Annotated in this window: 24 protein-coding genes; 13 read left to right on the top strand and 11 right to left on the bottom strand. The window is 70.0% G+C overall.

Going from position 1 to position 25,243, the window contains the following annotated elements; translation table 11 throughout:
* Window positions 1-157: 157 nt before the first annotated feature.
* Together LRS10_RS01490 and LRS10_RS01485 are read right to left on the bottom strand one after the other, a co-directional pair.
* The gene (locus LRS10_RS01490) at window positions 158-697 is read right to left on the bottom strand and encodes a GNAT family N-acetyltransferase (RefSeq protein WP_257835711.1); all 540 of its coding nucleotides are present in this window, start codon (window positions 695-697) and stop codon (window positions 158-160) included.
* The gene (locus tag LRS10_RS01485; protein WP_257835710.1) at window positions 694-2,778 is read right to left on the bottom strand and encodes a S9 family peptidase; all 2,085 of its coding nucleotides are present in this window, start codon (window positions 2,776-2,778) and stop codon (window positions 694-696) included. Before LRS10_RS01485 ends, LRS10_RS01490 begins: the two co-directional genes overlap by 4 nt.
* A gap of 169 nt (window positions 2,779-2,947) precedes the next feature.
* Here LRS10_RS01485 and LRS10_RS01480 point away from each other — a divergent pair, with 169 nt between their 5' ends.
* The gene (locus LRS10_RS01480) at window positions 2,948-3,778 is read left to right on the top strand and encodes a serine protease (RefSeq protein ID WP_257835709.1); all 831 of its coding nucleotides are present in this window, start codon (window positions 2,948-2,950) and stop codon (window positions 3,776-3,778) included.
* A gap of 3 nt (window positions 3,779-3,781) precedes the next feature.
* Here LRS10_RS01480 and LRS10_RS01475 read toward each other — a convergent pair whose 3' ends face one another.
* Entirely contained in the window at window positions 3,782-4,231 is a 450-nt protein-coding gene (locus LRS10_RS01475) for a MaoC family dehydratase (RefSeq protein ID WP_257835708.1), read from the bottom strand.
* Window positions 4,232-4,429: 198 nt separating this feature from the next.
* On the opposite strand from LRS10_RS01475, the gene LRS10_RS01470 reads away from it, so the two are divergent.
* Window positions 4,430-6,268: an ATP-binding protein gene (locus tag LRS10_RS01470; RefSeq protein WP_257835707.1), complete on the top strand. Its 1,839-nt coding sequence runs from the start codon at window positions 4,430-4,432 to the stop codon at window positions 6,266-6,268.
* Here the strand turns inward: LRS10_RS01470 and LRS10_RS01465 are convergent.
* Window positions 6,174-7,715: an acyl-CoA synthetase gene (locus tag LRS10_RS01465; RefSeq protein WP_257835705.1), complete on the bottom strand. Its 1,542-nt coding sequence runs from the start codon at window positions 7,713-7,715 to the stop codon at window positions 6,174-6,176. The genes LRS10_RS01470 and LRS10_RS01465 overlap by 95 nt on opposite strands.
* 139 nt (window positions 7,716-7,854) lie before the next feature.
* Between LRS10_RS01465 and LRS10_RS01460 the strand changes: the two genes are divergently transcribed.
* From LRS10_RS01460 to LRS10_RS01445, 4 genes are all read left to right on the top strand, one after another.
* Window positions 7,855-8,751 carry a crotonase/enoyl-CoA hydratase family protein gene (locus LRS10_RS01460; protein WP_257835704.1) on the top strand — a complete coding sequence of 299 codons (897 nt, stop codon included), beginning with the start codon at window positions 7,855-7,857 and terminating at the stop codon, window positions 8,749-8,751.
* Between the two features lie 297 nt (window positions 8,752-9,048).
* Window positions 9,049-9,468, top strand: a complete 420-nt coding sequence (locus LRS10_RS01455) for a MucR family transcriptional regulator (RefSeq protein WP_257835703.1) — start codon at window positions 9,049-9,051, stop codon at window positions 9,466-9,468.
* A gap of 256 nt (window positions 9,469-9,724) precedes the next feature.
* Window positions 9,725-10,162, top strand: a complete 438-nt coding sequence (locus tag LRS10_RS01450) for a PAS domain-containing protein (protein ID WP_308238005.1) — start codon at window positions 9,725-9,727, stop codon at window positions 10,160-10,162.
* 121 nt (window positions 10,163-10,283) lie between these two features.
* Window positions 10,284-10,454, top strand: a complete 171-nt coding sequence (locus LRS10_RS01445; protein ID WP_257835702.1) for a hypothetical protein — start codon at window positions 10,284-10,286, stop codon at window positions 10,452-10,454.
* A gap of 87 nt (window positions 10,455-10,541) precedes the next feature.
* On the opposite strand, the gene LRS10_RS01440 is transcribed toward LRS10_RS01445, so the two are convergent.
* Both LRS10_RS01440 and LRS10_RS01435 read right to left on the bottom strand, forming a co-directional pair.
* Entirely contained in the window at window positions 10,542-10,967 is a 426-nt protein-coding gene (locus LRS10_RS01440; RefSeq protein ID WP_257835701.1) for a SufE family protein, read from the bottom strand.
* Between the two features lie 10 nt (window positions 10,968-10,977).
* Complete coding sequence (locus LRS10_RS01435; RefSeq protein WP_257835700.1) at window positions 10,978-11,796, bottom strand: sensor histidine kinase KdpD; 819 nt, start codon at window positions 11,794-11,796, stop codon at window positions 10,978-10,980.
* A gap of 151 nt (window positions 11,797-11,947) precedes the next feature.
* Between LRS10_RS01435 and LRS10_RS01430 the strand changes: the two genes are divergently transcribed.
* Entirely contained in the window at window positions 11,948-13,606 is a 1,659-nt protein-coding gene (locus tag LRS10_RS01430; protein WP_257835699.1) for a HAMP domain-containing sensor histidine kinase, read from the top strand.
* Here LRS10_RS01430 and LRS10_RS01425 read toward each other — a convergent pair.
* Entirely contained in the window at window positions 13,603-14,427 is an 825-nt protein-coding gene (locus tag LRS10_RS01425; RefSeq protein ID WP_257835698.1) for a hypothetical protein, read from the bottom strand. The genes LRS10_RS01430 and LRS10_RS01425 overlap by 4 nt on opposite strands.
* A 163-nt stretch (window positions 14,428-14,590) precedes the next feature.
* Here LRS10_RS01425 and LRS10_RS01420 point away from each other — a divergent pair, with 163 nt between their 5' ends.
* From LRS10_RS01420 to LRS10_RS01395, 6 genes are all read left to right on the top strand, one after another.
* Window positions 14,591-14,923, top strand: a complete 333-nt coding sequence (locus LRS10_RS01420) for a DUF1491 family protein (RefSeq protein WP_257839055.1) — start codon at window positions 14,591-14,593, stop codon at window positions 14,921-14,923.
* A gap of 12 nt (window positions 14,924-14,935) precedes the next feature.
* A complete protein-coding gene (locus tag LRS10_RS01415) occupies window positions 14,936-15,946 on the top strand; it encodes an ATP-dependent DNA ligase (RefSeq protein ID WP_257835697.1) in 1,011 nt (336 codons plus the stop codon).
* A 276-nt stretch (window positions 15,947-16,222) separates the two neighbouring features.
* Window positions 16,223-17,818, top strand: coding sequence for a peptide chain release factor 3 (locus LRS10_RS01410; RefSeq protein WP_257835696.1), 1,596 nt, complete (start codon window positions 16,223-16,225; stop codon window positions 17,816-17,818).
* A 180-nt stretch (window positions 17,819-17,998) separates the two neighbouring features.
* Complete coding sequence (locus LRS10_RS01405; protein ID WP_257835695.1) at window positions 17,999-19,078, top strand: hypothetical protein; 1,080 nt, start codon at window positions 17,999-18,001, stop codon at window positions 19,076-19,078.
* Window positions 19,030-19,371, top strand: a complete 342-nt coding sequence (locus LRS10_RS01400) for a hypothetical protein (protein ID WP_257835694.1) — start codon at window positions 19,030-19,032, stop codon at window positions 19,369-19,371. Before LRS10_RS01405 ends, LRS10_RS01400 begins: the two co-directional genes overlap by 49 nt.
* A gap of 168 nt (window positions 19,372-19,539) precedes the next feature.
* The gene (locus tag LRS10_RS01395) at window positions 19,540-20,205 is read left to right on the top strand and encodes a hypothetical protein (protein ID WP_257835693.1); all 666 of its coding nucleotides are present in this window, start codon (window positions 19,540-19,542) and stop codon (window positions 20,203-20,205) included.
* Between the two features lie 3 nt (window positions 20,206-20,208).
* Here the strand turns inward: LRS10_RS01395 and LRS10_RS01390 are convergent, their stop codons facing one another.
* The 4 genes from LRS10_RS01390 to LRS10_RS01375 form a co-directional block, all read right to left on the bottom strand.
* Complete coding sequence (locus LRS10_RS01390) at window positions 20,209-20,976, bottom strand: ABC transporter permease (protein WP_257835692.1); 768 nt, start codon at window positions 20,974-20,976, stop codon at window positions 20,209-20,211.
* Window positions 20,973-21,710 carry an ABC transporter ATP-binding protein gene (locus tag LRS10_RS01385; protein ID WP_257835691.1) on the bottom strand — a complete coding sequence of 246 codons (738 nt, stop codon included), beginning with the start codon at window positions 21,708-21,710 and terminating at the stop codon, window positions 20,973-20,975. The genes LRS10_RS01390 and LRS10_RS01385 overlap by 4 nt, the downstream gene beginning before the upstream one ends.
* A 234-nt stretch (window positions 21,711-21,944) precedes the next feature.
* On the bottom strand, window positions 21,945-22,955 hold the full coding sequence (locus tag LRS10_RS01380) for an ABC transporter substrate-binding protein (RefSeq protein WP_257835690.1): 1,011 nt from the start codon (window positions 22,953-22,955) through the stop codon (window positions 21,945-21,947).
* A gap of 443 nt (window positions 22,956-23,398) precedes the next feature.
* Complete coding sequence (locus LRS10_RS01375) at window positions 23,399-25,231, bottom strand: ABC-F family ATP-binding cassette domain-containing protein (protein ID WP_257835689.1); 1,833 nt, start codon at window positions 25,229-25,231, stop codon at window positions 23,399-23,401.
* Window positions 25,232-25,243: the final 12 nt, after the last annotated feature.

The raw sequence follows: 25,243 nt of genomic DNA, 5'->3' as shown, positions 1-25,243 counted from the left end.
TAGTGTCTTCAGCCTCATAAGCAAATTGATTTTGTGAAGCTCGCCCCATAGAGCGCTTCTATGTCCCTCGCGGAGGGACCTCGGCGACCCCTGGAGTCGTCGGATGGAAATGTGGCGGCGCCTGACAACCCGGCGCCCGGCGCCGGAGTTCCGGGCTTCAGCCGAGGGATACGCCGGGACCATCGGGCAGGGTGGCGCCGCCGCCGTTCAAGGGCTTCTGCATCATCACGATGTCCACCCAGCGGCCGTGTTTGAAGCCCACGTCGCGGAACACGCCGGCGTCCTGGAAGCCCAGGGCGCGATGCAGGCCGACCGAGGCGGCATTGCCGGAGTCGCCGATCACCGCCACCACCTGCCGAAGGCCGCGCGCCGCGCACTGGTCGAGGACAGCCGCCAGGGTCGCCCGCCCAACGCCCCGTCCGACGGCGTCGGGCGCGACATAGACGCTGTCCTCCACGGTGAACCGATAGCCAGGTCGCGGCCGGAAGGGCCCGGCATAGGCGTAGCCCAGCACCTTCCTCCCGAGCTCGGCCACGACGAACGGCAGGCCGTAGCCCTGGATGTCGCGCCGCTTGGCCTCCATCCAGGCGACGCCGGGCGGTTCCAGCTCGAAGGTGCCGAAGCCGTGGAGCACGTGATGGTCGTAGATCGCCGCCAGGGCCTCGGTGTCGTCCTCGGTCGCGGCGCGGAGGATCATGCCTGCTTCCAGCCCTTGTCGATCGCCCAGATGGCGAAAGCGTAGTCGAGCGCGATCTCCTTCAGGAAGTCGAAACGGCCAGACGCCCCGCCGTGGCCCGCCTCCATGTTGATTTTGAGCAGGATCGGCGCGTCGCCTGTCGTGTGATCGCGCAGCCTGGCGACCCACTTCGCGGGCTCCCAGTAGGTGACGCGCGGGTCCGAGAGGCCGCCGGTGGCCAGAACCGGCGGATAGGCCCTGGCCGCCACCTGGTCGTACGGGCTGTAGCTGGCGATCAGGTCGTACGCGGCCGGGTCGGCGAGCGGATTGCCCCACTCGGGCCATTCCGGCGGCGTCAGCGGCAGGCTCGTGTCGCTCATGGTGTTCAGCACGTCGACGAACGGCACGGCGGCGATGATGGCGCCCCAGAGGTCGGGGCGCAGGTTCGCCACCGCGCCCATAAGCATGCCGCCGGCTGAGCCGCCGTAGGCCGCGATCCTGCCGTTTGTGGCATAGCCCGCGGCGATCAAGTGCTCGGCGCAGGCGATGAAGTCGGTGAAGGTGTTGGGCTTCTTCTCCTTTCGGCCGTCCAGGAACCAGCCCCAGCCCTTGTCCGAGCCCCCGCGGATGTGTGCGGTCGCCCAGATCCATCCGCGGTCGACCAGGCTGAGGTTGCGGATCGAGAAGCTGGGCTCCATCGCGTGGCCGTAGCTGCCGTAGCCGTACAGCAGAACCGGCGCTGCGCCGTCCATCGCGACGTCCTTCCGCATCAGCAGCGTAATCGGCACCTGGGCGCCGTCGGGGGCGGTCGCCTGCAGGCGGCGGGCCACGTACAGCGCCGGGTCGTGGCCCGATGGCACCTCCTGGGTCTTGCGCAGCGTCCGCTCACGGCTGGCCATGTCGTAGTCGAACCACTGCCGCGGCGTGGTCGGCGACTGGTAGACGAAACGGGTGAGGGTGGTTTCGTATTCGAAGCCGTCCTCGAGGTGCAGCGCATAGGCCTCCTCGTCGAAGGCGATGGTGTGCTCGCCGCCGGCGCGATCCATGACGACCAGCCGATCGAGGGCGTCTACCCGCTCGGCCCGCACGAGGTGCCCGGCGTAGGCCGCGAAGCCTGTGATGTAGCGGCCCGGCGCATGGGCGACCCAGTCGCGCCACGTAGCCTTCGCTGGCACGTCCGCTTGCGAAACGCACAGCTTGAAGTCCACGGCGCCGTCGTCATTGGTCCGGATCACCCAGCGGTCGGTCCAATGGTCGAGGCTGTACTTCACCCCCAAGCGTCGCGGCTCGGCGACGACCGGAACGGCCGTCGGATCAGCGGCCGGGACCAGCCACAGCTCGGTGGTCTCCTGGTTGCCGACGTGGATCACGACATGGCTGTCGTCGGAGGTGACGCCGACGCCCAGGAACATGCCCTCGTCGTGTTCCTCATACACGAGGACGTCGTCGCCGCCGCGCGCAGGGCGCCGGAGGACTTTCGACGGCCTCGCATTCTCGTCGCGCCAGATCCAGAAGATCCACTGGCTGTCCGGGGAGAAGCAGAAGTCGCCATAAGCGCTCTCGATCGGCGCCGCGATCTCCTCGTCGCTCGCGAGGTCCTTCACCCGGATCTCATAGTATTCGCTGCCTTGCGTGTCCGCGGCCCAGGCGAACAGGGCGTGGTCGGGGCTGTGGCTGGTCGCGCCGACGTGGAAATAGGCCTTGCCTGCGGCCAGCTTCGTCTCGTCGATCAGCACCTGCTCGGCGCCGCCTTGCCGGGGCCTCCGAGCGTGGATCGGATGCTCGGCCCCCACGTCGTAGCGGACGTAGTATTCCCACGGCCCATCGGGGGACGGGACCGAGCTGTCGTCCTCCTTGATGCGCCCCTTCATCTCCGCGAACAGCTGGGCCTGCAACGCCTCCGTCCCGGCCAGCACCGCCTTGGTGTAGGCGTTCTCGGCCTCGAGATGCTCGCGGACGTCCGCCCTCAGCGCCTTCGGGTCGCGCAGCACCTGTTGCCAGTTGTCGTCCTTCATCCAGGCGTAATCGTCGGTGCGCGTGCGGCCGAGCTGTTCGGTGGTGGTCGGGCGCTTGGGCGCGGCGGGGGGCGTGGGGAGGCTCATGCCCGGCTAAATGCGCTGCCGGCGCCCTGGTCTCAAGGCAAAGTCGCGTCGTTCTGGCGCGGGCGCTCACGCGCATGTTCGCTTGTTGCGCGCCTCTGACTCTGATTCACTGTTCGCACATCGAGATCGCGCAGAAGACGCGAGGGGCTTCTAGTATTCGGGGACCGCCATGGTCATGGATCTCGCTGTCGAGCTGATCCACGCCACTGTTCAGCTGGAACAGCCTTTGGGCGACGGCACGCGGACCGTCGGCACGGGATTCCTCATCTCGACCGCCGGCGCCGACGGCCAGCCGCGGACCATCCTGGTCACCGCGAACCACGTGCTCCAAAAGATGCCCAGCGCCAACGCGCGCATCGGCTACCGCATCGCCAACGCCGACGGCTCGTGGAGCTACTCGCCCCAGCAGCTGAAGATCCGCGACGGCAAGGGCGGTGAGCTCTGGACCCACCATCCGACCCGCGACGTGGCGGTGATGGAGATCAAGGCTCCGGCCGCCTTCGCCAAGGCGGCGATTCCGCTGAACTATCTCGCCGCCGACGATACCTTCACCGACTACCGCGTCCGCGCTGGCGACGAGATGATGGCGCTGGGCTTCCCGCGCGGCCTCTCGGCCAATCAGGCCGGTTTCCCGATCCTGCGCGCCGGCAAGGTGGCGTCCTATCCGATCGCCCCGGCCAAGGTGTTCCCGACCTTCCTGCTCGACTTCTCGGTCTTCCCCGGCAACTCGGGCGGGCCCGTGTTCGTCAGCAAGGCCCCCGCCCCCACGGTGCTGACCCAGGTGGCCGACAAGGGCGACGAGGGCTTCATCGCCGGCCTGCTGACGCAACAGGTGGAGCTGAACTCCGAGCGGCTGGAGATCGGCATCGTCACCCACGCCAAGTACATCCGCGAGACGATCGCGCTGCTGGCCAATCCGCTCGCGCCCTCCACGGTCGCCGACGGCGGCGTCCTGGTGGGGGCCCGCGCCGCCTCCGCGGAGGAAGCGGCGCGGAACTAGCGCCTAGGCGCCGTAGACGACGCTGATCGTCTCGGCGACGCAGGCCGGCCGGTCCTGGCCCTCGATCTCGATCGTGCACTCGTTCTTGATCTGCATGCCGCCCGATTTGGGCTCGGCGCCGATCAGCTTCTGACGCAGGCGCACCCGCGATCCCACGCGCACCATGTTGGTGAAGCGCACCTTGTCCGAGCCGTAGTTGATGCCCCGGACGACGCCCTTGATCGGCAGCAGGCCGGCCGACAGGAACGGGATCAGCGACAGCGTCAGGTAGCCGTGGGCGATCGGCCCGCCGATCTCCTTGGTGGCGCGCTCGACGTCGACATGGATCCACTGGTGGTCGCCGGTGGCCTCGGCGAACTGGTTCACGCGCTCCTGGCTGATCTCCAGCCAGTCCGACACGCCCACCTCCTGGCCGACCATGCCGGGCAGGTCGTTGATCTCGACGGGGTTCATTCGTTGCGCTCCCTTAGCGGTTTCCGCCCAGCCTCTAGCATCTGGCGGCGCCGCCGCAAGGCGCCCGTCGCGTCATCTCAACCCACGGTAGTTTGGCAAATCCTTAGGGCCTTTCGCGGAACCTGTTCTCGGACCTCCGGTACGGTGGCGGTCAGGAAACGCGAGTCGAAGATGCGGTCGGGCCGGCGCCGGGAGGCGATGCTTCCTTCGTCATACCTCGCGCAGGCTTACACGCCGGTGGTGAGCGGCGCCCTGCTGACGGGCGGCGTCTACTATGCGCTGATCGCCGTCGCTCACAGCTTCATCGAAAGCGGCCTCAACCTGGCCGTGCTGCTGCCCCTGGCGGCGCTCACGTCGGCGGTGCTCCTGCTGGGCTGCCGGCGCCTGCGCCGCACGCCGCCCCGGATGGGGCGTCTCGAGCTGGTGACGCTGGGCGCGTTCTGCCTCGTCAACGCCAACGTCGTCGTCCATCAGCTCCTGATCTTCGACGAGCAGCGCCTGGTCTACTTCACCTTCGTGGCCCTCATCTCCGCCACGGCGGCCCCGACGAAGCGCGTGGCCGTCGCCGCCGTCGCGCTGGCGATGGGCGGGCTGACGCTGACCGGCTGGCGGCTCGGCCAGGCGTTCCTCGACACCTACGCGTTCATGGGACTGGCGGCCGGCTTCTCGGCCCTGGGCATCTCGGCGCTCATGCGCGGCACGGTCTCCCGGGCCATCGATGCCCGGCTCGCGTCAGACCGGATGTCCGTCGAGGCGGTGGCGGCCAGCCGCGCCAAGTCTGCCTTCCTCGCCACCATGAGCCACGAGATCCGTACGCCCCTGAACGGCGTCCTCGGCATGGTCCAGGTGATGGAGCGCGGTCGGCTGGCCGGCCGCCAGCGGGCGCACCTGGCGGTGATCCGACAGCAGGCCGGCGCGCTGATGCAGGTCCTCAACGACATCCTGGACATCTCGAAGATCGAGGTCGGCAAGCTGGAGCTCCAGCGTCAGCCGTTCGATCTCGGCGGCTTCGCCGAAGGCATCCGCCGCCTCTATGCGACCTTGGCCGAGGAACGCGGCCTGGACTTCCGGCTGGAGGTCGAGGACCGCTCCGAAGGGCGCTGCGTGGCCGATGAGGCGCGGCTGCGCCAGGTGGTCTCCAACCTCCTGTCGAACGCGATGAAGTTCACCCCGGCCGGCGAGATCGCCGTCACTTTCATCGCCGATCGCCGTGAACTGGTCTGCACGGTCCGTGACACCGGGATCGGCATCGCGCCAGGCCAGCAGGCGGCGATCTTCGACAAGTTCACCCAGGTCGACGACAGCGCCGCCCGGAGCTTCGAAGGCACCGGGCTCGGCCTCGCCATCTGCCGCGACCTCGTCATCCTGATGGGAGGTGAGATCTCCGTCGCCTCGACGCCGGGCGAGGGCTCGGCCTTCACGTTCGGCGTGCCGATCTCGCGCGCTGCGGCCCCGACGGAGGCGCCCCGGGGCGGCGCCGAGCCGCAGGCGCTGCTCGGACGCGCGCCGCGGATCCTCATCGTCGATGACAAGCCGACGAACCAGCTGGTCCTGCGGATCATGCTGGAGGAGCTCGGCTGCGAGTGCGGCTTTGCGGCGGACGGCGCCGAAGGCGTCGCAGCCTGGGCGGCGCAGCCCTGGGACGCGGTTCTGATGGACGTGCACATGCCGGGCATGGACGGCCTGGACGCCGTCCGGGAGATCCGCGCCCGTGAAACGAGCAGCGGGCGGCCGCGCACCCCGGTGGTGGCCGTCACCGCCAGCGTCATGGCGCACGAGGCCGAGGCCTATCACGCCGCCGGGTTCGACGACGTGGTGCCCAAGCCCATCGAACTGGGCGTGCTGGTCGAGCGCCTCGACGTCCTCCTGGGCGCGGCGCCCGCATCCCCCCGCCAAGGCCCGGCCCGAGGAAGGGCGCCGCCGCGCCTGACGCCGGCTCGCGTCAGACGATCCGCGAGCCCTCCTTGCCCCAGTAGGCGTCGCGGATCAGTCGCTTGTAGAGCTTGCCCGTCGGATGCCGCGGCAGCTCCTTCATGAAATCCAGCACCCGGGGCGACTTCACGTGGCTGAGGTTCTGCCGGGCGTAGGCCAGCAGCTCGGTCCGCAGGCTCTCGTGGTCCTCGTCCCAGTCCAGCGGCTGGATGACGGCCACCACTTTCTCGCCCATCTCCTCGTCGGGAGCGCCCACGACGGCGGCGTCGGCCACCTTCGGATGGGTGACCAGCAGGTTCTCGATCTCCTGCGGGTAAATGTTCACACCGCCCGAGATGATCATGAAGCTCTTGCGGTCGGTGAGGTAGAGGTAGCCCTCCTCGTCCACCCAACCCACGTCGCCCAGGGTGGTCCAGCCGTGCTTGTTGGTGCTTTCGGCCACCTTTTCCGGGGCGTTGTGATAGGCCAGCGGCGGGCCGTTGGCGAAGCAGACGAGCCCTTCCGAGCGCGGCGGCAGCTCGTCGCCCTCCTCGCTGCAGATCTTCAGCTCGCCCAGCACCGCCTTGCCCACCGAGCCCTTGTGAGTGAGCCACTCGTCGGCGGTAATGAAGCAGAAGCCGTTGCCCTCGGTGCCGGCGTAGTACTCGTAGATCACCGGCCCCCACCAGGCGATCATCTGCTCCTTCACGGGGATGGGGCAGGGCGCTGCGGCGTGCACCGCCGATTTCATCGACGAGACGTCATACTTCGCGCGCACCTCTTCCGGCAGCTTCAGCATCCGCACGAAATGGGTCGGCACGAACTGGCCGCAGTCGACCTTGTGCTGCTCGATCAGCGCCAGCGCGGCTTCGGGATCGTACTTCTCCATGACGATCACCGTGCCGCCCAGCTTCTGGACGCTCATGCACCAGCGCAGCGGGGCCGCATGGTACAGCGGCGCGGGCGAGAGATAGGTGCAGCCCTCTTTGAAGCCGAACAGGCCTTGGGCCATCATCTGCAGGGCGTTGGGACTGTCGATCGGCAGTCCGGTCAGCGCCGGCTTCACGCCCTTGGGGCGGCCGGTGGTGCCCGAAGAATAGAGCATGTCCGACCCCGCGGCCTCGTCGGCGATCCGCTCGGCCGGCATGGCGTCGCGCGCCGCCTCCCAGCTTTCGTAAGGGGGCTTCGCCGGCCCCGCCGCCATGTACAGCTTCACGCCCTTCAGCACGCCGGGCAGCTCGTCGACGACCGGGCCCACGCCCGGAGACGCGATCAGCACCTTCGCACCGCAGTCCTCGACGATGTACTGGACCTCCGCCGCCGTCAGCTTCGACGAGATGCAGGTGAAGTAGAGGCCCGACCGCTGCGCAGCCCAGGCGATCTCGAAATAGCGGGCGTTATTGTCCATGAAGACGGCGATCACGTCGCCCACCTTCAGGCCCAGTGAGCGGAACAGCTGGGCGCCCTGGTTCGAGCGGTCCTCCAGCTCGCGGTAGGTCACGGTCTCGCCCCCGCCCGCCATCACATAGGCGGCGCGGTCGGGCTGGCTCTTGGCGTGGTGCGCCGGATGCATGCGGTCACTCCCAGGGGCTGCGGAGGCGGCTTGGGCCGCCGCTCTGGTTCTTCGCCCGAACGATTGCGGGCCTTGACCTACGGTCCGTCAAGCTGGCCGCAATGCGCACCGACCGACGACGAACAAGGGAAACGCTCCGATGCCCCAAGCAACCACCCGGCCTGCCTTCGAGACCCTCGATTATGCGGTGGAGGACGGCGTCGCCGTCATCACGCTGAACCGACCCGACAAACTCAACGCCTTCAACACCACCATGATGAAGGAGCTGATCGCCGCCTTCGATGACACGGACGGCGACGACGATGTCCGGGCCGTGATCATCACGGGCGCGGGACGGGCCTTCTGCGCCGGGGCCGACCTCTCCGGCGGCGCCCAGACCTTCGACTACGACGCCCGCGGCGGCCAGGATCAGGCGGCGCGGCAGCAGGACGGCGTGCACCGCGACGGCGGGGGCCTGGTGACGCTGCGCATCTTCGACAGCCTCAAGCCCGTCATCTCGGCCTGCAATGGCGCCGCCGTGGGCGTCGGCGTGACCATGCAGCTGGCGATGGACATCCGCCTCGCCTCGTCCGACGCGCGCTACGGCTTCGTCTTCGCCCGCCGGGGCATCAATCCGGAAGCGGCCTCGTCTTGGTTCCTGCCGCGCCTGGTCGGCGTCCAGACCGCGCTGGAGTGGTGCTATACGGGCCGTATCTTCCCGGCCCAGGAGGCGCACGAGAGGGGGCTCGTCCGCTCGGTCCATGCCCCTGACGATCTGCTGCCGGCCGCCAGGGCCCTCGCCCGCGAGATCGCCGACAACACCGCCCCGGTCTCTGTGGCGGTCACGCGCCAGCTCATCTGGCGCATGGCCGGGGCGACGCATCCGATGGAGGCGCACAAGGCGGACAGCCGCGCGATCCAGGCGCGCGGACGCTCGGGCGATGCGCGCGAGGGCGTCAGCTCTTTCCTGGAGAAGCGGCTGCCGAACTATCCCGACCGGGTGTCCCGCGATCTGCCCGACATCTGGCCCCATTGGGAAGCGCCGAAGTTCAGCTAAGGCGCTGATATTCCTGGGGTGAAACCTGGTCTTGCGGCGCTGCGGCATGCTTGTTTGCGGCGCCGCGAGCAACAGCTTCACGCCGCCTTCAAGTTGCCTAGTCACGAGAGCTCGCCTTACTCGCCTCGAGAGAGAAGTTCATTGATGAGCTGGAATGCTCATCAATTTTCGCATGTGGAGGGGCCTTGAGCTCTATTTCCGTGTTGTCTCCATCCGACGTTCCAGATATTCACCGGCAAATCTACTAGTGACTCAATTCCGGCGCTTGAATTGGCGCGGATTTCGCGGAACGAAAGAATGGACGAGAAGACGGAAGTCATCGAGATGACGGCGGACATTGTCTCCGCCTATGTGGGCAACAATACGGTCGCCGCTGCCGACCTGCCCGGCCTGATCCAGAGCGTGCACCGGGCGCTCGCCGGCGTTTCCTCCGGCGCCGAGACCGTCGAGGCCCAGCCGAAGGAACCGGCCGTTCCGATCCGTCGCTCGATTACGCCGGATTATCTGGTCTGCCTTGAGGACGGTCGCAAGTTCAAGTCGCTGAAGCGGCACCTGCGCACGAAGTACAACATGAGCCCCGAAGAGTACCGGGCGAAGTGGGGTCTGCCGAAGGACTATCCGATGGTCGCGCCGAACTACGCCAAGGCGCGTTCGGACCTGGCCAAGCAGATGGGCCTGGGTCAGGGCGGCCGTCAGGCCCCGCGCAAGAAGCGCTGATCGCGCGCCGCTCTCTGGAGCGGAGCCGCTATACAGTTACAGGGACGCCCGCCGCTCGGCGGGCGTTTCCGTTTAGCAGTCTAGCTCCGGCGTTTTTCTTGAGGCTGCGCCATCATCTGGCCTTGCCGCCGATTCTGCGCATCAGGCGATAAGTGATTCGTCGTGATTCCAAGTAGTTGTTAAGGAATCTGTTGATGGCGGCGCAGATCGGAGCTCCAGCTGCGGCGATCCGCGCGCATGAGGAGCTCTTCGCCTACTGGAGCTCCCGCGCCGTGGCGCGGGCCTGCCGGCGCGCGCCGATATCCACCCCGGCGGTTTCAAGCGCCTGCTTCCGATGGTCAGCCTAACCGAGGTTGTACGGCCGGCGATCGCCGGCGCGCCGCTCGACTACCGGATCCGCCTGGCGGGCACCGGGCTCTACAATGTCTATGGCCGCGAGATCACCGGTCGACGCCTGACGGACGTCTACAATTCCGCCGCCGCAGACTACTGGCGCAGCGAACTCGGCAAGCTGGTCGCTGAAGGCCGCCCCGCGGTGGGCGTGCATAACCTCGCTTGGCGCGGGGCGTCCCACCTGTCCATCGTCTGGCTGCGCCTGCCGCTCGCCTCCAACGGGACCGACGTCGATCTCATCCTCGGCTACGACGCCGTCGTGGGCCTCAGCGCCCTGCCCACGGGCATCCGGGCCGCCTGAGCCCGGTCCGGCACTTCTCACCCACTGCGAAGCGCCCGGTCCAGGCCCCGTTCGCTGCAGGCAGATCCCCCGACAGTTCTGCTTCACCTCCCGCGATGTTGATGCTCTTTTTTTGTTCAGGGTGAGCGGCGCCGACATGCTGGAGGTGCAGGACGCGGGTCTCGCGCGCCTCGCCGAACTGCAGCTGGCGCTGGCCGAAAAGCTCTACCGCCTGGCCGACCCCGCGAGGACGCCGCTGAAGCCGCCGAGCTCGCCACCGCCCTCGAACCCACCGGCCGCTCGGTCCGCCTGACCTATGCGCTGCAGGCCAAGCCGAACCGCCGCCGTTCGCCCCCGGCGCCCTCCTCCGCTCCGCAGGGGAGGAAAAGAGGCGTGACCTCTACGCCGCGCGGGCAAGCTCCGCGTCGCGGCGGATGCGCGCCACCATCGAGGCCAGCCCGTTTGAGCGCTGCGAGGAGAGCGCCCCCGACAGCCCGAGCTGATCGAACGCCGCCTTGGCGTCGAACGCCAGGATCTCGTCCGGCCGATGCCCCGAGTACAGACGCAGGAGGATCGCGATCAGCCCGCTGACGATGTGGGCGTCGGAATCGCCACGGAACCGCAACGTCCCGTCCGCCTGGGGTTCGGTGACCAGCCACACCTGGCTGGCGCAGCCGCGGACCTTGTTGGCCTCCGACCTCTCGGTGTCGGACAGGGGCGCCAGCGCCTTGCCGAGTTCGATCACATAGCGGTAGCGTTCCTCCCAGTCGCCCAGGAGGTCGAACTCATCGGCGAGTTCGGTCAGTGCGTCGTGGATGCCGGCCATGCCGGCGCACTTAAGGACCGGGGGGCGGAGGCGCAACCGGGTTCAGCCGGCGGGGAGCCGCACGCCGGCGGTCAGGCCCTTTCCGGGTTTCGAAGCAAGGGGTCAGGTGTCCGCCCATCGCCTTGCAGGTCAGTTCTGCGATCGGCAGGCCCAGGCCGGCGCCCTCGCCATGCCGCGTGAGGGCGTTCTCGCCCTGCTCGAAGGGGCTCATCAGCCGCGGCAACTCGGCGGGCTCGACCCCGCAGCCCTGGTCGCGGATGACGATCTGGACGCCCCCGGCCAGCCGTTGTGCGCTGACGAATATCGTCGAGCCCTTGGGCGAGAACGCGGCGGCGTTCTGCAACAGGTGGAACAGCACTGTCCGCAGACCGCGGGGATCGGCGATCACCATCGGCAGGCTTTCGCCCCCGGCGATCTCGACGGTGATGTCGGAAAGCTCGTCGCCGAGCGCGGCGATCGTATCCTCGAGCGCCGGCTCCAGCGGCTCCGGCCTGAGGTCGAAGTCCATGGCGTGGGCTTCGAGTCGGGCGATCTCCAACACCTGATTCACAAGTTTGAGCAGCTTGTGCCCGCTGCTGCGGATGATCTCGGCATATTCCTTGTACTGGGGGGCTCCGAGAGGCCCATACAGTTCCGAGCTGAGAATCTCGGAGAAGCCGAGGATCGAGTTGAGAGGCGTGCGCAGCTCATGGCTGGCCATCCGCAGGAACGAACGCTTCTGCTCGTCGAGAGACGTCTCGCGGCGGTCGGGCGCGTGCGGCTGGGCGGTTCGGAGATGAGCGGCTGGGGGCATGAAGGGGCCGGGGGCCTGCAGGGCTTGGAACGCCACAGTGCCGCCTTGCGCTTACGATTTCCTTATCCGGGCCTGCGCGCATTAGGACCCGCAAGGTCGCCTGGCGCGCGAGCGGGGTACCCGCTCCGCGAGCGGACGGCTAAGCTTCGACTCACGTCCACTGGGAAAGGCCCGACCTAAACCGCCCGTGCCGTACGTCCGTCCCACATCGAGCGCCAGGCGCCGTCGGCGCCGCGAGGCCGGCTTCGCCCAGGCCTGGCATGCGCTGTTCGCCCTTGCGGTAGCCGGGGCGGGGGCGGCGATGTGGGCTGCGGGTCTGGCGCCGCCCGGGGTGGAGACGGCCGCGCTGGCCGCTGTCTGCGCCGCCGCCGCGTTCGGAGCCCTGCTGTCCGGTCTTGGTGCGCCGGGCCGTGCGATCACGATCCTGGTTTGGGCCGTGGCGTCGACCGCCGCGGTGCAGTTAACGGGCGGCGCCGGCGGCCCCCTCGCGGCCTGGTGCCTCGCCCCACTCGCGGCGGCCGCCGCATTCCGCCAGTCCGGCCTGCTGGCCTTCGGCGCCGCCGCCGCGGTAGGCGTGGCCGGCGTGTCGGCCCTGGCCGGAGCGCTCCTGCCCCTGCCGCAGGCCGCGGAGAACGGCGCCGGCTGGCTCAGCCTGATCGCGACCCTGACCACGGTGCTCGGGTTCGCGGCGGCGCTCATCAGCCTGCACGCGGCCGCAGCGGGCGAGGCCCGGGCGCGCGACGAAGCCGAAACCGAACTCCGGGAGGCGCTCGACCATCAGCCGCAGCTGCTCCTGACTCTCTATCCCGCAGGCCGCATCCTCACCGCCTACGGCGCGGATCTGGTCAGCGCGCCACCCCGGCGGCTCCGTGACCGGCAGTTCGCCGACTTCGTCGCACTGGAGCACCAGCTGGCGGTAGACGAAGCGCTCCAGACGGCGGCGCGTGACGGATCGGCTCAGGTGTTCTTCGCGCCGGCGTACGATCCCAACGGCTGGTTGGAGCTGACTCTCAGGCGGCTGACCGGGAACCGTCTCGCCGCCGCCCTGCGCGACGCCAGGGCTCAGCGCGCCCGCGAACTCGAACTGGAGCAGGCCCGCGCCTCGGCCGAGCAGCAGAACGCCGGCAAGTCGCGCTTCCTGGCCAACATGAGCCACGAGCTCCGCACGCCGCTGAACGCCATCATGGGTTTCTCGGACATCATGCGGCAGCGGCTCTTCGGCCCGATGGCGGACCGCTATACCGAATACGCAGAACTGATCCACGAGAGCGGCAGTCACCTCCTGGAGCTGATCAACGACGTGCTCGACATGTCCAAGATCGAGGCAGAGCGGTTCGAACTGGCGCGCGAAGAGTTCGACGTCCGCGACGCCGTCAACGCCGTGCTGCGTCTGATGCGCGGCCAAGCCGAGCGGAACGGTGTCATCCTGCGTGGGGTGCTGCCGGCGGAACCCCTCGAGGCCGATGCGGATCGCCGTGCGATCAAGCAGATCACCCTCAACCTCGTCTCGAACGCCCTGAAGTTCACGCCGCGTGGCGGGACCGTGACCGTCACCGTCCAGGCGGCCGGCGACGTGCTGGAACTGATCGTCACCGACTCTGGTGTCGGTATCGCGCCCGACGACCTCGAGCGCCTGGGACGGCCGTTCGAACAGGCGGGCGACGCCCAGCAGCGCGCCGCGGGGTCTGGCCTCGGTCTGTCGCTCGTGCAGGCGTTCGCCGCGCTGCACGGCGGCGAGATGACGATCGAGAGCGCTGTCGGCGATGGCACCACGGTGACGGTGCGGATGCCCGTCCTGGGTCTTGCGCCGGTCACGCCCGTGGCGGCGCCGGCGGCCGAAGCCTAGCGCGCGGCCATCTGGACGAAGGCCCGGCCGGCGGCGAAGTCGCCGACTTCTACATAGGCGGTCCGGACGCGGTCGCCCGAGAACAGGAACTCGACGGCCACCGCCTCGCGCGGGTCTAGGCCGGACAGGGAGGCGACCGCCTCCGCGGGGAAACGGAAGGCCCAACCGGCGCGCGCATCCTTGGGCAGCAGATCCTCGCCCGCCGGGCTCCGGGCCTCGGCGAGATAGGCCCGCTGGCCGGAGGCGGGCGGCAGCCGGGAGGACAGCCGCTGGGCTCCGCCCGGCAGATACGGCCCCAGCGTGCGGCGGGTGTCGCGCAGGACGAGCCGGGCTCCATACGGCTGGGCGCCGTCGGTGAACTGGGCCACCGCCAGCAACGCGCCGGGCGCGTCCTTGCCTGCCAGGCCGAAGATCATGCGGTCGCGGCCGAAGCTGCTGTCCTGAGCCAGCCGCCACCGGGCCTCGCGCGCTAGCGTGCGATCCGCACGCCAGGCCGCCTGGTCGCCCGGATAGGTCATCCGGGTGATCCGAGCGAAACCCTTGTAGGCGCTCTCGATCTGGCGCGCGGACTGGGTCAACTCGGACGACCAGCACGGCAGGCCGGCGGCGCGACCTCGGGCGCGAGCCTCTATCGCCTTGAGGGCGCGTTCACCCGTGCCCTGGCGCAAGGCCGCGCCGCGAGCCTGGGCGGCGCCTGCGGCGAGGGCGGCGCCCACCTCCGGCGCCAGCAGGCTGCAGCGCTCGTCCGCCGCCTGCAGCACGGTCCGTTCGACATAGAGGCTCAAGGCGTCCGCGTGGGCGGCGTTCGGGGCCGCGACCACGGCCGCGCTCACCAAACCCAACCACAGAGACGCCGGCCGCGCTGTTGCGCGCGTGTCCTGCATCCACCGACTTCCGTTCTTGGCCCTTCTTCGCGAGCCTTTGCCGCAACGGATAGGCGAGGGATGTTGAAGTTCGGTTAGCGGGCGGGGCATGGTCGCCGCCATGTTGCTCTCCACCGACATCTGGGTCGGCGCCCTCATCCGCCGCGTCGAGATCGGCGGCGGCTTCGCCGTCGTGGCGCGCAAGGGGGATCCCCGCGCAGGGACGGTCCTCGTGAAGGTGCTGAACCGCTCGGACGGCACGGCGCGGCTCTATTCCGAGGCGACCCGCGGCGACGGCGAGCGGGTGTGGATGCAGCCGGCGGCGTCTGAGCAGGAGCCGGACCTCGACCGCTACATTGAACGCGCCGTGCGCATCGACCCCGACGTCTGGGTGGTGGAGATCGAGGATCGCGAAGGCCGTCATTTCCTGGTGGAACCGGTGGAGCGCGCCTGACGCTTCTGCGGCGTGCCGACGCTCGCCGACCTGCCCATACCGCTCGACCTCCCGCCCATGGAGGCGAAGCTGGTCGAGGAGGTTCCGCGTGAGGCGGGGTGGCGCTTCGAACCGAAGTGGGACGGCTTCCGCTGCGTGGCGTTTCGGGCCCGCGACGAGGTGGCGCTTCGAGCGAAGTCGGGCAAGCCGCTGGATCGGTTCTTTCCGGACGTGGTCGACGCGCTCAAGGCGCTGCCGGTCGATCGCTTCGTCGTCGATGGGGAGCTCACCATCGACGTCGGCGGCCGGCTCTCTTTCGAGGCGCTGCAGATGCGGCTCCATCCCGCAGAGAGCCGGGTGCGCAAGCTGGCGGCCGAGCAGCCGGCGGCGCTGACGCTGTTCGACTGCCTGCTGGACGCCAAGGGTCATTCGCTGATCGACGCGCCTCTCTCGCGGCGGCGGAGCGAACTGGAGGCGCTGTTCAAGCGGCTGGAGGGCGCGGCGGTGATGCGGTTGTCGCCATACACCGAGGATCGCGATCAGGCCTGCCGCTGGCTAGATGAGGCCGGGTTCGTGCTGGACGGCGTGGTCGCCAAGCGGACTGACGGCCCCTACGCGCCCGGCGAGCGGGCAATGCTGAAGATCAAGAAGATCCGCACCGCCGACTGCGTCGTGGGCGGCTTCCGCTACCAGCAGGGGACAGAGCAGGTGGGCTCGCTGCTGCTGGGGCTGTACGGCGATGACGGGAAGCTGCACCACGTGGGCTTCACCTCGACCATCTCGAACGCCGAGCGTCCCGAGCTCACCAGTCGGCTGGAGGCGCTGAAGGGCGAGGGGTTCTCGGGCGATGCGCCGGGCGGCCCCAGCCGCTGGAGCACTGAACGCACCGGCGCGTGGGTGGCGCTAAAGCCGGAGCTGGTTGTCGAGGTCCGCTACGACCAGGTGACCGGGGGCCGGTTTCGGCACGGGACGCGGCTGGTCCGCTGGCGGCCCGACAAGGCGCCGCGACAGTGCACCTTCGAGCAGATCCGGCCGCCAGCCTGAGCGCCGAAGAAAACGGGGCGGCAGGGGGAGCTGCCGCCCCGAGTGTGGGCTGCTTGGGGTGTGTTCGGGGGCTCGACGCCGGGCGGAAGTGGGGGGGACGACCGGACCCTTAAGCATCGAGCACACCCGATGCGGTCCGACATCACGATCGCGTCTCGCGCAATCGCCAGAGGGGCCCGGCCCGCAAGGATGAGATGGGCGCGGATGGTGGCGCTTTCAAGGCGCGACACCGAAAATCCTGCAAAGCGGCCGGCGCCCCGCTATAAGCGCCGCCCCATGAGCACCTTCCCCGCCGCCGAGGCCCAGCGCCGCCGGACCTTCGCGATCATCTCGCACCCCGACGCCGGCAAGACGACGCTGACCGAGCACCTGCTGCTGGCCGGCGGCGCGATCCGCGCGGCCGGCGCCGTGCGCGCTCGCGGCGAGAACCGCCGCACCCGATCGGACTGGATGAAGATCGAGCGCGAACGGGGCATCTCCGTCTCCGCGTCGGTCATGACGTTCGACCACGACGGCAAGATGTTCAACCTGCTGGACACGCCGGGCCACGAGGACTTCTCGGAGGACACCTACCGGACGCTGACGGCGGCCGACGCTGCGGTGATGGTGCTGGACGCGGCCAAGGGCATCGAGCCGCAGACACTGAAGCTGTTCGAGGTGTGCCGACTGCGCGATATCCCGATCGTCACGTTCATCAACAAGATGGACCGCGAGGCGCTGGACCCCATCGAGATCCTCGACGAGATCGCCTCGAAGCTGGCGCTCGACCCGGCGCCGCTCTACTGGCCCGCGGGCTCGGGCGGCCGGTTCAAGGGCATGGTCGACCTGGAGGGCCAGCGGTTCATCCCGTTCTCGAAGCCGAGCGAGCAGCAGGACGGCCACCCCGACCCGGTGTCGCTGGAAGGCAATTCGGTGGCCGCGTTCCTGGACGAGACCGAACTCGCCGAGGCGCTGGAGGGCGCGGCCCTCGTGCAGGAGGCGTCCAAGCCGTTTGACCGGCAGTCGTTCCTGGAAGGCCACATGACGCCGGTGATCTTCGGCTCCGCGCTTCGCCACTTCGGGGTCGACCAGCTGCTGGCGGTGATCGGCGAATACGCGCCGCCGCCCAAGGCCGTCCCTGCCATCAAGGGCGGCGCCGAGGCCAGGGTCGAGCCGAGCGACAAGGAGGTCACCGGCTTCATCTTCAAGGTCCAGGCGAACATGGACCCCAACCACCGCGACCGAATCGCCTTCCTCAAGCTGTGCTCGGGGCGGTTCCAGCGGGGTATGAAGCTGAAGGTGCAGAACACCGGCAAGCAGCTCAGCGTGAACGCGCCGACCATGTTCTTCGCCTCCGACCGGGAGCTGGCCGAGGACGCTTTCGCAGGCGACGTGATCGGCATCCCCAACCACGGCGTTCTGCGGGTGGGCGACAGCCTGTCCGAGAGCGGGACGCTCCGGTTCGCCGGCCTGCCGAACTTCGCACCGGAAATCCTGCAGCGGGTGCGGGTCAAGGACCCGCTGAAGGCCAAGCACCTGAAGAAGGCGCTGGAGAGCCTGGCCGAGGAGGGCGTGACGCAGCTGTTCCGGCCGCAGATGGGCGCCGACTTCATCGTGGGCGCGGTGGGCCAGCTGCAGTTCGAGGTGATGGCCGACCGCCTGGCCAACGAATACCAGCTGGAGGTCATCTTCGAGCCCAGCCCCTACGCCGAGGCCCGCTGGCTGTCGGGCGAACGGGCCGATCTCGAGGACTTCGCCGGGAAGCATCGCAGCGCCATGGCGACCGACATCGACGAACAGCCCGTGTTCCTCGGCAAGTCGGCCTGGGAGATCGGCTACGTGACCGAGCGATTCCCCAAGGTCGCGTTCCATCGGGCCAAAGAGCGGGCGTAGTTCCCGCACCCCTCCGGAACCTGCCCGGAGGCCGCGCTTTACTGTGGATGGTAAGCTTCCGTTAACCATACCGCAGAAGTTAATGACTTGTTAAAGCTATCGGCTCCGGCTTTGCTGAACCCGTTCAGGGCCCTGGCGGGCCGTCCCATCGTGGGACGGAGGGAGGGTCGGAGCGGAGCCATGTTCGAGCTGGGACGCGAGCTGAAGCGGCTCTTCGCAGGCGACCGGACGCCGGAGCCCGGGGGCCTGGCGCGCGGCGACGCCGCCCTGCTGGAGCTGCTGGACCTGAAGCTGCTCACCGACGAAGCGCGAGGCGCCGACGTTTCCGCGGGCCGACTTGGCGAAAAGGACAAGGCCAGCCGCCGCCTGGACGCCGCGGCAGCCTGGCGCGAGGTCGCCCGCCGCACGGGTGACGCCGCCGCGCTGCGCAAGGCCGCGGCCCTGGCCGAGACCGCCGCGGCTGGCTTCCAGGCCGACCGCCGCACCGAGGGCTGGGCCCGCGCGCGCTGCGAGCAGGCGTTCTGCGCGCTGCTGGGCGCCGAACTGTTCGGGGATCCCGGCCTCGACGCCGCCGCCGAGGTGGCGTTCCGTGAGGTGCGCGCGGCCGTGCGCGGCGGGGTGGCCACCCCGCTGGCCGACATCGGGCTCGCCGCCATCGAGGCGCGCCGCAAGCTCTCCACCGCGGACGCCGCCGAAGCGCGCGCGTTGTGCCGCGCCTTTCACGCCCCCATCCTGGCGTTGGACAATCAGGCGCGCCGCGCCACCTCAGTTCGCCCGCTGGCCGCCGAGGCCCGGCTGGCGCGGGCCGACCTGCTGTGCGGCTGGGGCGCCCGGCTGAAGGACGAGATGCTGCTGCGCGAGGCGGTCGAGGAAGCCGCCACGGCGACGCTGCGCGTGGACGCCGCATACGAACCGTTGACCTGGGCCCGCGCCGAGGTCGCTCACGGCCAAGCCCTGTCCCTGTTGGGCGAGACGACCGGCGAGATCGAGCTGATCGCGTCGGGCGCGCGGCGCCTCGCCGAGGCCGTGGACCATCTGACCCGCGATCACAGCCCGATGGATTGGGCGCGGACGCAGGTGGCGCTCGCCCAGGCGCTGCAGGCGCTGGGCGAGGCCGCCTGCGACGAGCGGGCCTTCGAGCAGGCGGTGAGCTGCTACGACCGCGCCAACCTGGTGCTCAGGGACACGCCCACTCTGCCGCTGCGCGCGGCATGGCCGGCAGCGCCCGCGCCGTCTGCCTGGCGCGATCGGCCGAGCTGACCGGCGACCTGGCGGTACTGGACGTGGCCGAGGCGGCCATGAAGATGGAACTGGCGGCGAAGTCGGCGCGCAAGGATCCGGTCGGCTGGGCGCTCGCGCAGCTGCACCTGGCGCGGCTCTACGAGACGCGGCTGTCGATGACCGGCGTCGACAACGGCGAGCGGGCGTCGGCGACGCTGGCGCTGGACGCGGCCCTGGACGTTTTCGGCGAGCATGGGCTGCGGTCGCTGAGCGTGCTCGCGAGCGACGCCCTGGCTCGGCTGACCAGTCAGGCGGTGCGCGCGCCGGAGTAGGCGCGAACCCACGCAGCCGCTGCCAGATGTGAGCGCCTTGGCCGCCGCCCTGCCGGCAAGAGCCAAGGCGGCGGGCGAGGCCAGGCCGGCGTCCTGAGGCGACTTTCGTTCTTTCGCAACCCGGGGGGCGGCGCCATTCTGCCGCGGCTCTTTGGGGAGGACTTCAGCATGCGTACGACCCTGCTCACCCTGATCACCGCCGGCGCGGCGCTCGTGGCCGGAGCGGCCAGCGCCCAGGTGGCGGCGACGTTCGTGGAGGCGCCCAGCCGCGAGCGGGTGGCGGCGGCGTTCCCGGCGAAGGCCAAGGCGGCCGGGCTGTCTGGCGCGGTGGACCTGAGCTGCACGGCCACGTCCGGCGGCGGGCTGAAGGACTGCAGCGTGATCGGCGAGACCCCCCGCGGTCACGGCTTCGGCCAGGCAGCGCGACAGCTGGCGCACGGCATGCGGGTGAGCGGCGTGGCCACCGGCGTCGAGGTAAAGGTGCCGGTGAACTTCCAGGCCGACCTGCTGAAGGCGGACTTCACCGCGCGCACGCCGAAGTGGACGGCGATGCCCGAGGCCGCCGACTTCCAGGCAACGATCCCGAAGCATGAGGACGGGCCGAACGCGGTGCGGGTGGTGCTGGTCTGCGACGTGCAGGCTGGCGGGGTCCTAAGCGGCTGTGCGGTCGACAAGGAGGAGCCGGCGGGCCAGGGGTTTGGCCAGGGCGTGCTGGCGCTGGCGCCGAAGTTCAAGGTGGAGCCGTGGTCGGCGGAAGGCCTGCCGATCGTGGGTTCGAAGGTGCGCGTGCCGGTGCGCTACGACCTGAAGCCTGTGAGCCAGGCGGCCCGGTAGGCTCTAGCGCCCGCGCCACCACCTGAGGCCGGCGCGCTCCAGCCGCTCCAGGGCGGCGTGGAGCGCCACGCCCATGATCCCCAGGACCACCAGGGCCGCAATCATGCGGGCCGTCTGCAGCTTGGCGCCGGCGTCCTGGATCTGCCAGGCAAGGCCGGAGACGCCGCCGGAGCCGGCGCCGAACTCGGCCACCACGGCGCCGATGAGGGCGAGGCCGGCGCCGACCTTGTGGCCTTCCAGCAGGAACGGGACGGCGGCGGGCAGGCGGAGGCGCCGCACACGTTGCCACGGTTTCGCGCCATAGAGGTCGAACAGGCGCTCCAGGTCCGGATCAGCCGCCCGAAGGCCCGCCACCGCGCCGGAGAAGATCGGGAAAAAGGCCACGACGACCGCCATGGCGACCAGGGCGCGGTCCGGATGGTCGAGTCCGGCCCAGATCAGCAGCAGCGGGGCGAGCGCGATCACCGGTGTGACCTGCACGACCGAGGCCAGCGGCCGGATGGCGCGGTCGAGCCAGGGGCTGAGCGCGGTGAGGATCGCGAGCGCCTGGGCGATGAGACTGGCGACCACGAGGGCGATCAGCGCGGTCGACAGGGTGCGCCAGGCGGCGGCGACGAGGACGGGCAGGTGGTCCGCCAGGGCGACGGCCACCGCGGAGGGCGGCGGCAGGAAATAGGCGGGGACCTCCAGCGTGCGGCAGGCGAGCTCCCAGACCGCCAGCAGGACGGCGGTCAGCCCGAGCGGCGCGAGCACCTCACCGAGCCGCTTCATGCCGCGACGCCTTCCGCCAGCGCGGCGGAGACGGCCTCCACGGTGCGGCGGAAGCCGGCCTCGGTACGGAAGGCGGCGGGGCGGGGCAGGGGACCTTCAACGCCGAATTCGCCGGCGATGCGGCCGGGGCCACGGGTCAGGACCACGACGCGCGAGGCCATGTAGACCGCCTCCTCGACATTGTGGGTCACGAAGACGATGGCGGGCCTCGTGGCGGCCCAGAGCCGCAGCACGTCGTCGGCCAACGCCCGGCGGGTGATCTCGTCGAGCGCGGCGAAGGGCTCGTCCAGCAGCAGCAGGCGGGGCTCGGTTACCAGCGCTCGGGCCAGCGATACGCGCATGGCCATCCCGCCGGAGAGCGTGGCAGGTCGCGCCGCCTCGGCCCCCGCGAGGCCGACGCGGGCCAGCGCCTCGTCGGCGCGACGTCGGGCGTCGGCGGGGCCGGTCCCGGCGAGTTCCAGCGGCAGGGCGACGTTCGCGCGGGCCGAGAGCCACGGGGCGAGGGTGGGCGCCTGGAAGACGACGGCGGTCTCGCCGCGGCCGGGCGCGCGGATCACCTCGCCGGCGGTGGGGCCCTCAAGGCCGGCCAGCAAGCGCAGCGCCGTGGACTTGCCGCAGCCAGAGGGGCCGACGAGGGCGACCACCTCGCCGTCGGCGACGGCGAGGTCGACCGGCCCGAGCGCCGGGCCGCGGGCGTAGTCCACGCGGACATTCCGGAGGGCGGCTGTGGTCAATCCTGCCTCCCGTGTCGCGGAGACGACGGGGGAGGGGGACCGCGCCCCGCAGAGGGCGCGGGCCGTGGCGCCTGAAGTTCCGCCGCGAGCCTGCGCACGCCGTCAGCCACGTCCGTGAGATCCTCGTAAACCGATGATGCGCTCGTTCTGTAGACGGTCACACCTTGGCTGCGAAGCCGGGCGCCGCTCTTCGACGGGCGGTCCCCCCTTCCCGTGACCGGGGGAGGTAGACGTCTACTTCGGGGCGAACTGGAGGGTGTAGGCGCGCCTGGGGTCAAGGGCGGCGGGATAGACGCCTTGCGCCTTGGCGACCTCGGCGAAGGCGGTCCAGCGGGCCTCGGTCATGGCGCCGACAGGCAGGCCCTCGTCGCCTTCGACGATACGGTAAGCCCTCATCTTCTCGCGGGCCTGGTCGAGGACGTCCTGGGTCATCTCGGGATTGTCCTTGCGGATCAGGGCGTCGGCGGCGGCGGGGTCGCCGTAAAGGTAGTCGCGCCAGCCTTTCGCCGTGGCTTCGACGAAGGCCTGCACCGCCGCGGGGTTGCTGGCGATCAGGGCGTCGGGGGCCAGCACCATGGTGGCGTAGCCGGGATAGCCCTCGTCGGCGAGGAGGAAGACCTTAGGGGCGAAGCCCGCCTGCTTCTGGATGGTGTAGGGCTCGGAGGTGACGTAGCCCTGCTGGACGGCGCGCTTGTCGGCGATGAAGGGCGCGGGGTTGAAGGTGTACTTGCGCACCTGGTCGTCGGTGAAGCCGTACTTGGCCTTCAACCACACCCAGAAGGCGGCGACCGAGGCGTCGGAGAGCAGGATCGGGCGGCCCTTCAGGTCGGCGATCCGTTCGGCGCCGGTGTCCGGGTGGGCCATCAGGACCTGCGGGTCCTTCTGCATGTAGGCGGCGACCGCCTTCACCGGCACGCCCTCATTGGCGAGGTTCATGACGATAAAGCTGTTGGAGCCCATGCCAAGGTCGACGGCGCCGGCGGCCAGCAACTGCGGCACGTTCACGCCCGGCCCGCCCTGGACGATGCGGACATCGAGGCCGCGGCGGGCGTACTCGCCGGAGGCCAGGGCCTGGTAGAAGCCGCCGTGCTCGGCCTGGGCGCGCCAGTCGGTGGCGAAGCGGATGGCGGTGCGGCCGGCTTCCGCCGGGGCCTGGGCGTCTTCCCTGGGGCCGGAGCAGGCGGCCAACAGGGCGACAGCGGCGGCGACGACGAAGGCTGGGACGAGCGAGCGCAGAGCTTTCATGGCGCGGAAGTTAGGGCGCTGTTGTGAAGGTTGGAAAGGCCCCAATAGCAAGAGAGCGGCGCTCCGGTCGCCCGGGGCGTCGCCCTCTCATCCAGATCCGTTGGGGGATCTGCGCCATCGAGGCCGGGTGTGAGTTCGGTTTCGTTTCACCCTTGCGGGCTACTCCGTGGTTTTCCCTCACATCCGATGTCTTCGCGGGTCCGTCTGTTCCGGGTCGCCCCGGTTCATGTGGTCCGCTGGACACTCCGCTGCTTGGCGTTCTGAAGGCCGCTGTCGCCAGCTTTCTTCTTGGGCCGCGCCGCAGTTCCTGTCGGCCTGTTGACGTTGCGCCGGAACCCTGTATGAGGCAAGCGCCCGAATGCGGCCCAACGTGCGCCGGGCGTCAACAATCCGTGAAGAAGCTGTTAACAACCGCGGGATTGCGGGTGACTTCTTCCGTGGATTCAGCGGGTTGAGCTTATCCACAGAAAGCCGCTAGCGGCTGGCCTCCAGGCCTCGCGGCGCTCCTCCAGGGCCAGCCATTCCTCCTCGGCGGCGGACAGCTGCGACCGCGCCGCCTCGAGGGCCCGGCCGTAGCGGTCGAAGGCCTGCGGATCCTTGGCGTAGAGGGCGGGGTCCGCCAGCGCCGTTTCCAGGGTGGCGATCTTGGCCGGCAGGTCGTGGATCAGGGCGTCCAGCTCGGCGAGGCGCCGCTGCTCCTTGAAGCTGAGCTTCGCCGGCGGCGCGGCCGGACGGGGCGCGGGCGCGGACGGTCTGTCCGCCTTGGGCGGGGGCGGGGGCGCGACCTGCGCGAAGAAGCCGGGGTTCTGGCCGATGAAGTCTTGCCAGCCGCCGGGTGTCTCGACGACGCGGCCGGTCCCGTCGAGGCCGATGGTGGAGGTGGCGAGCCGGTCGATGAAGTCGCGGTCGTGGCTGACCAGGATCAGGGTGCCGTCGTAGTCGGCGAGCAGGTCCTCGAGCAGGTCCAGCGTGTCCATGTCGAGGTCGTTGGTGGGCTCGTCCAGCACCATGACGTTGGCCGGGTTGGCGAGCGCCTGGGCCAGCAGCAGGCGGTTGCGCTCGCCGCCGGACAGGCTGCGGACCGGCTGGCGCAGCTGCATCTCGGTGAACAGGAAGTCCTTGGCGTAGCCGTTCACGTGCTTGGGCACGCCGCGGACGATGACCTGATCGCCGCCGTTGGGCGTGAGCACGTCGCGGACGGTCATCTCCTCCTTCAGCCCGGCGCGGGCCTGGTCGATGTAGGAGACGGTGAGGTTGGTGCCGAGCTTCACCTCGCCCGCGTCGGCCGGGATCTCGCTCAGCAGCAGCTTCACCAGGGTGGTCTTGCCGGCGCCGTTGGGGCCGACGATGGCGATGCGGTCGCCGCGGATGATGCGGGTGGAGAAGCCTTTCAGGATCACGCGGTCGCCGAAGGCCTTGGACAGGCCCTTGGCCTCGACGACGCGCTGGCCGGACACGCCGGAGCTGGCGAGGCCCATGTTGAGGCTGCCGCGAGCCTCCTTCAGCCGTTCGGACTTCGCCTCGCGCAGGGCCATGAGCCGGCGGCGGCGGCCCTCGTTGCGAGCCCGGCGGGCGGTGACGCCGCGCGCCAGCCAGTGCTGCTCGCGCTCGATCTCCTTGTCGAGGCGCCGCGCCTCCTCGGCCTGTTGCGCCTCGATCTTCTCGACCCAGCCGTCGAACTCCGCGAAGCCGCGGTCGAGGCGGCGGACCTGGCGGTGCTCCAGCCAGAAGCAGCGTCCGGTGACGCGCTCGAGGAAGGCGCGGTCGTGGCTGACGATCAGCATCGCGGCGCGGCTGTCGGTGATGGCCTGCTCGAGGGTCGCGATGGCCAGGATGTCGAGGTGGTTGGTCGGCTCGTCCAGGAGCAGGACGTCGGGGTCCTCGGCGAAGGCGCGGGCCAGCGCCGCGCGGCGGGTCTCGCCGCCTGAGAGGCCGCTCGCGACCTTCTGCGGGTCGAGGCCGAAGGTTTCCAGTTCGGCCTCGGCGCGGTGCGTGGGGGCGCCGCCGGCCACAGCGTAGTCCAGCAGGGTCCCGCCGGCGATCTCCGGCTCCTGCAGCACCATGGAGACGCGCACGCCCGGCGTGATCACCCGCTCGCCGGAGTCGGGCTGGGTGACGCCTGCGATGATCCGCATCAGGGTCGATTTGCCGGCGCCGTTGCGGCCGACGAGGCAGGCGCGGACGCGCGGCTCGAGGCCCAGGTCCACGCCGTCGAACAGCATCCGCGGGCCGTCGGCCAGGCGGACGTCCTTCAGGGCGAGGATCGGAGCTCTCATGGGGGGCGGGGA

Source organism: Phenylobacterium sp. J426 (genome assembly GCF_024699945.1).
GTDB lineage: Bacteria > Pseudomonadota > Alphaproteobacteria > Caulobacterales > Caulobacteraceae > Phenylobacterium.
This window is presented reverse-complemented; position numbering and strand designations above follow the sequence as displayed.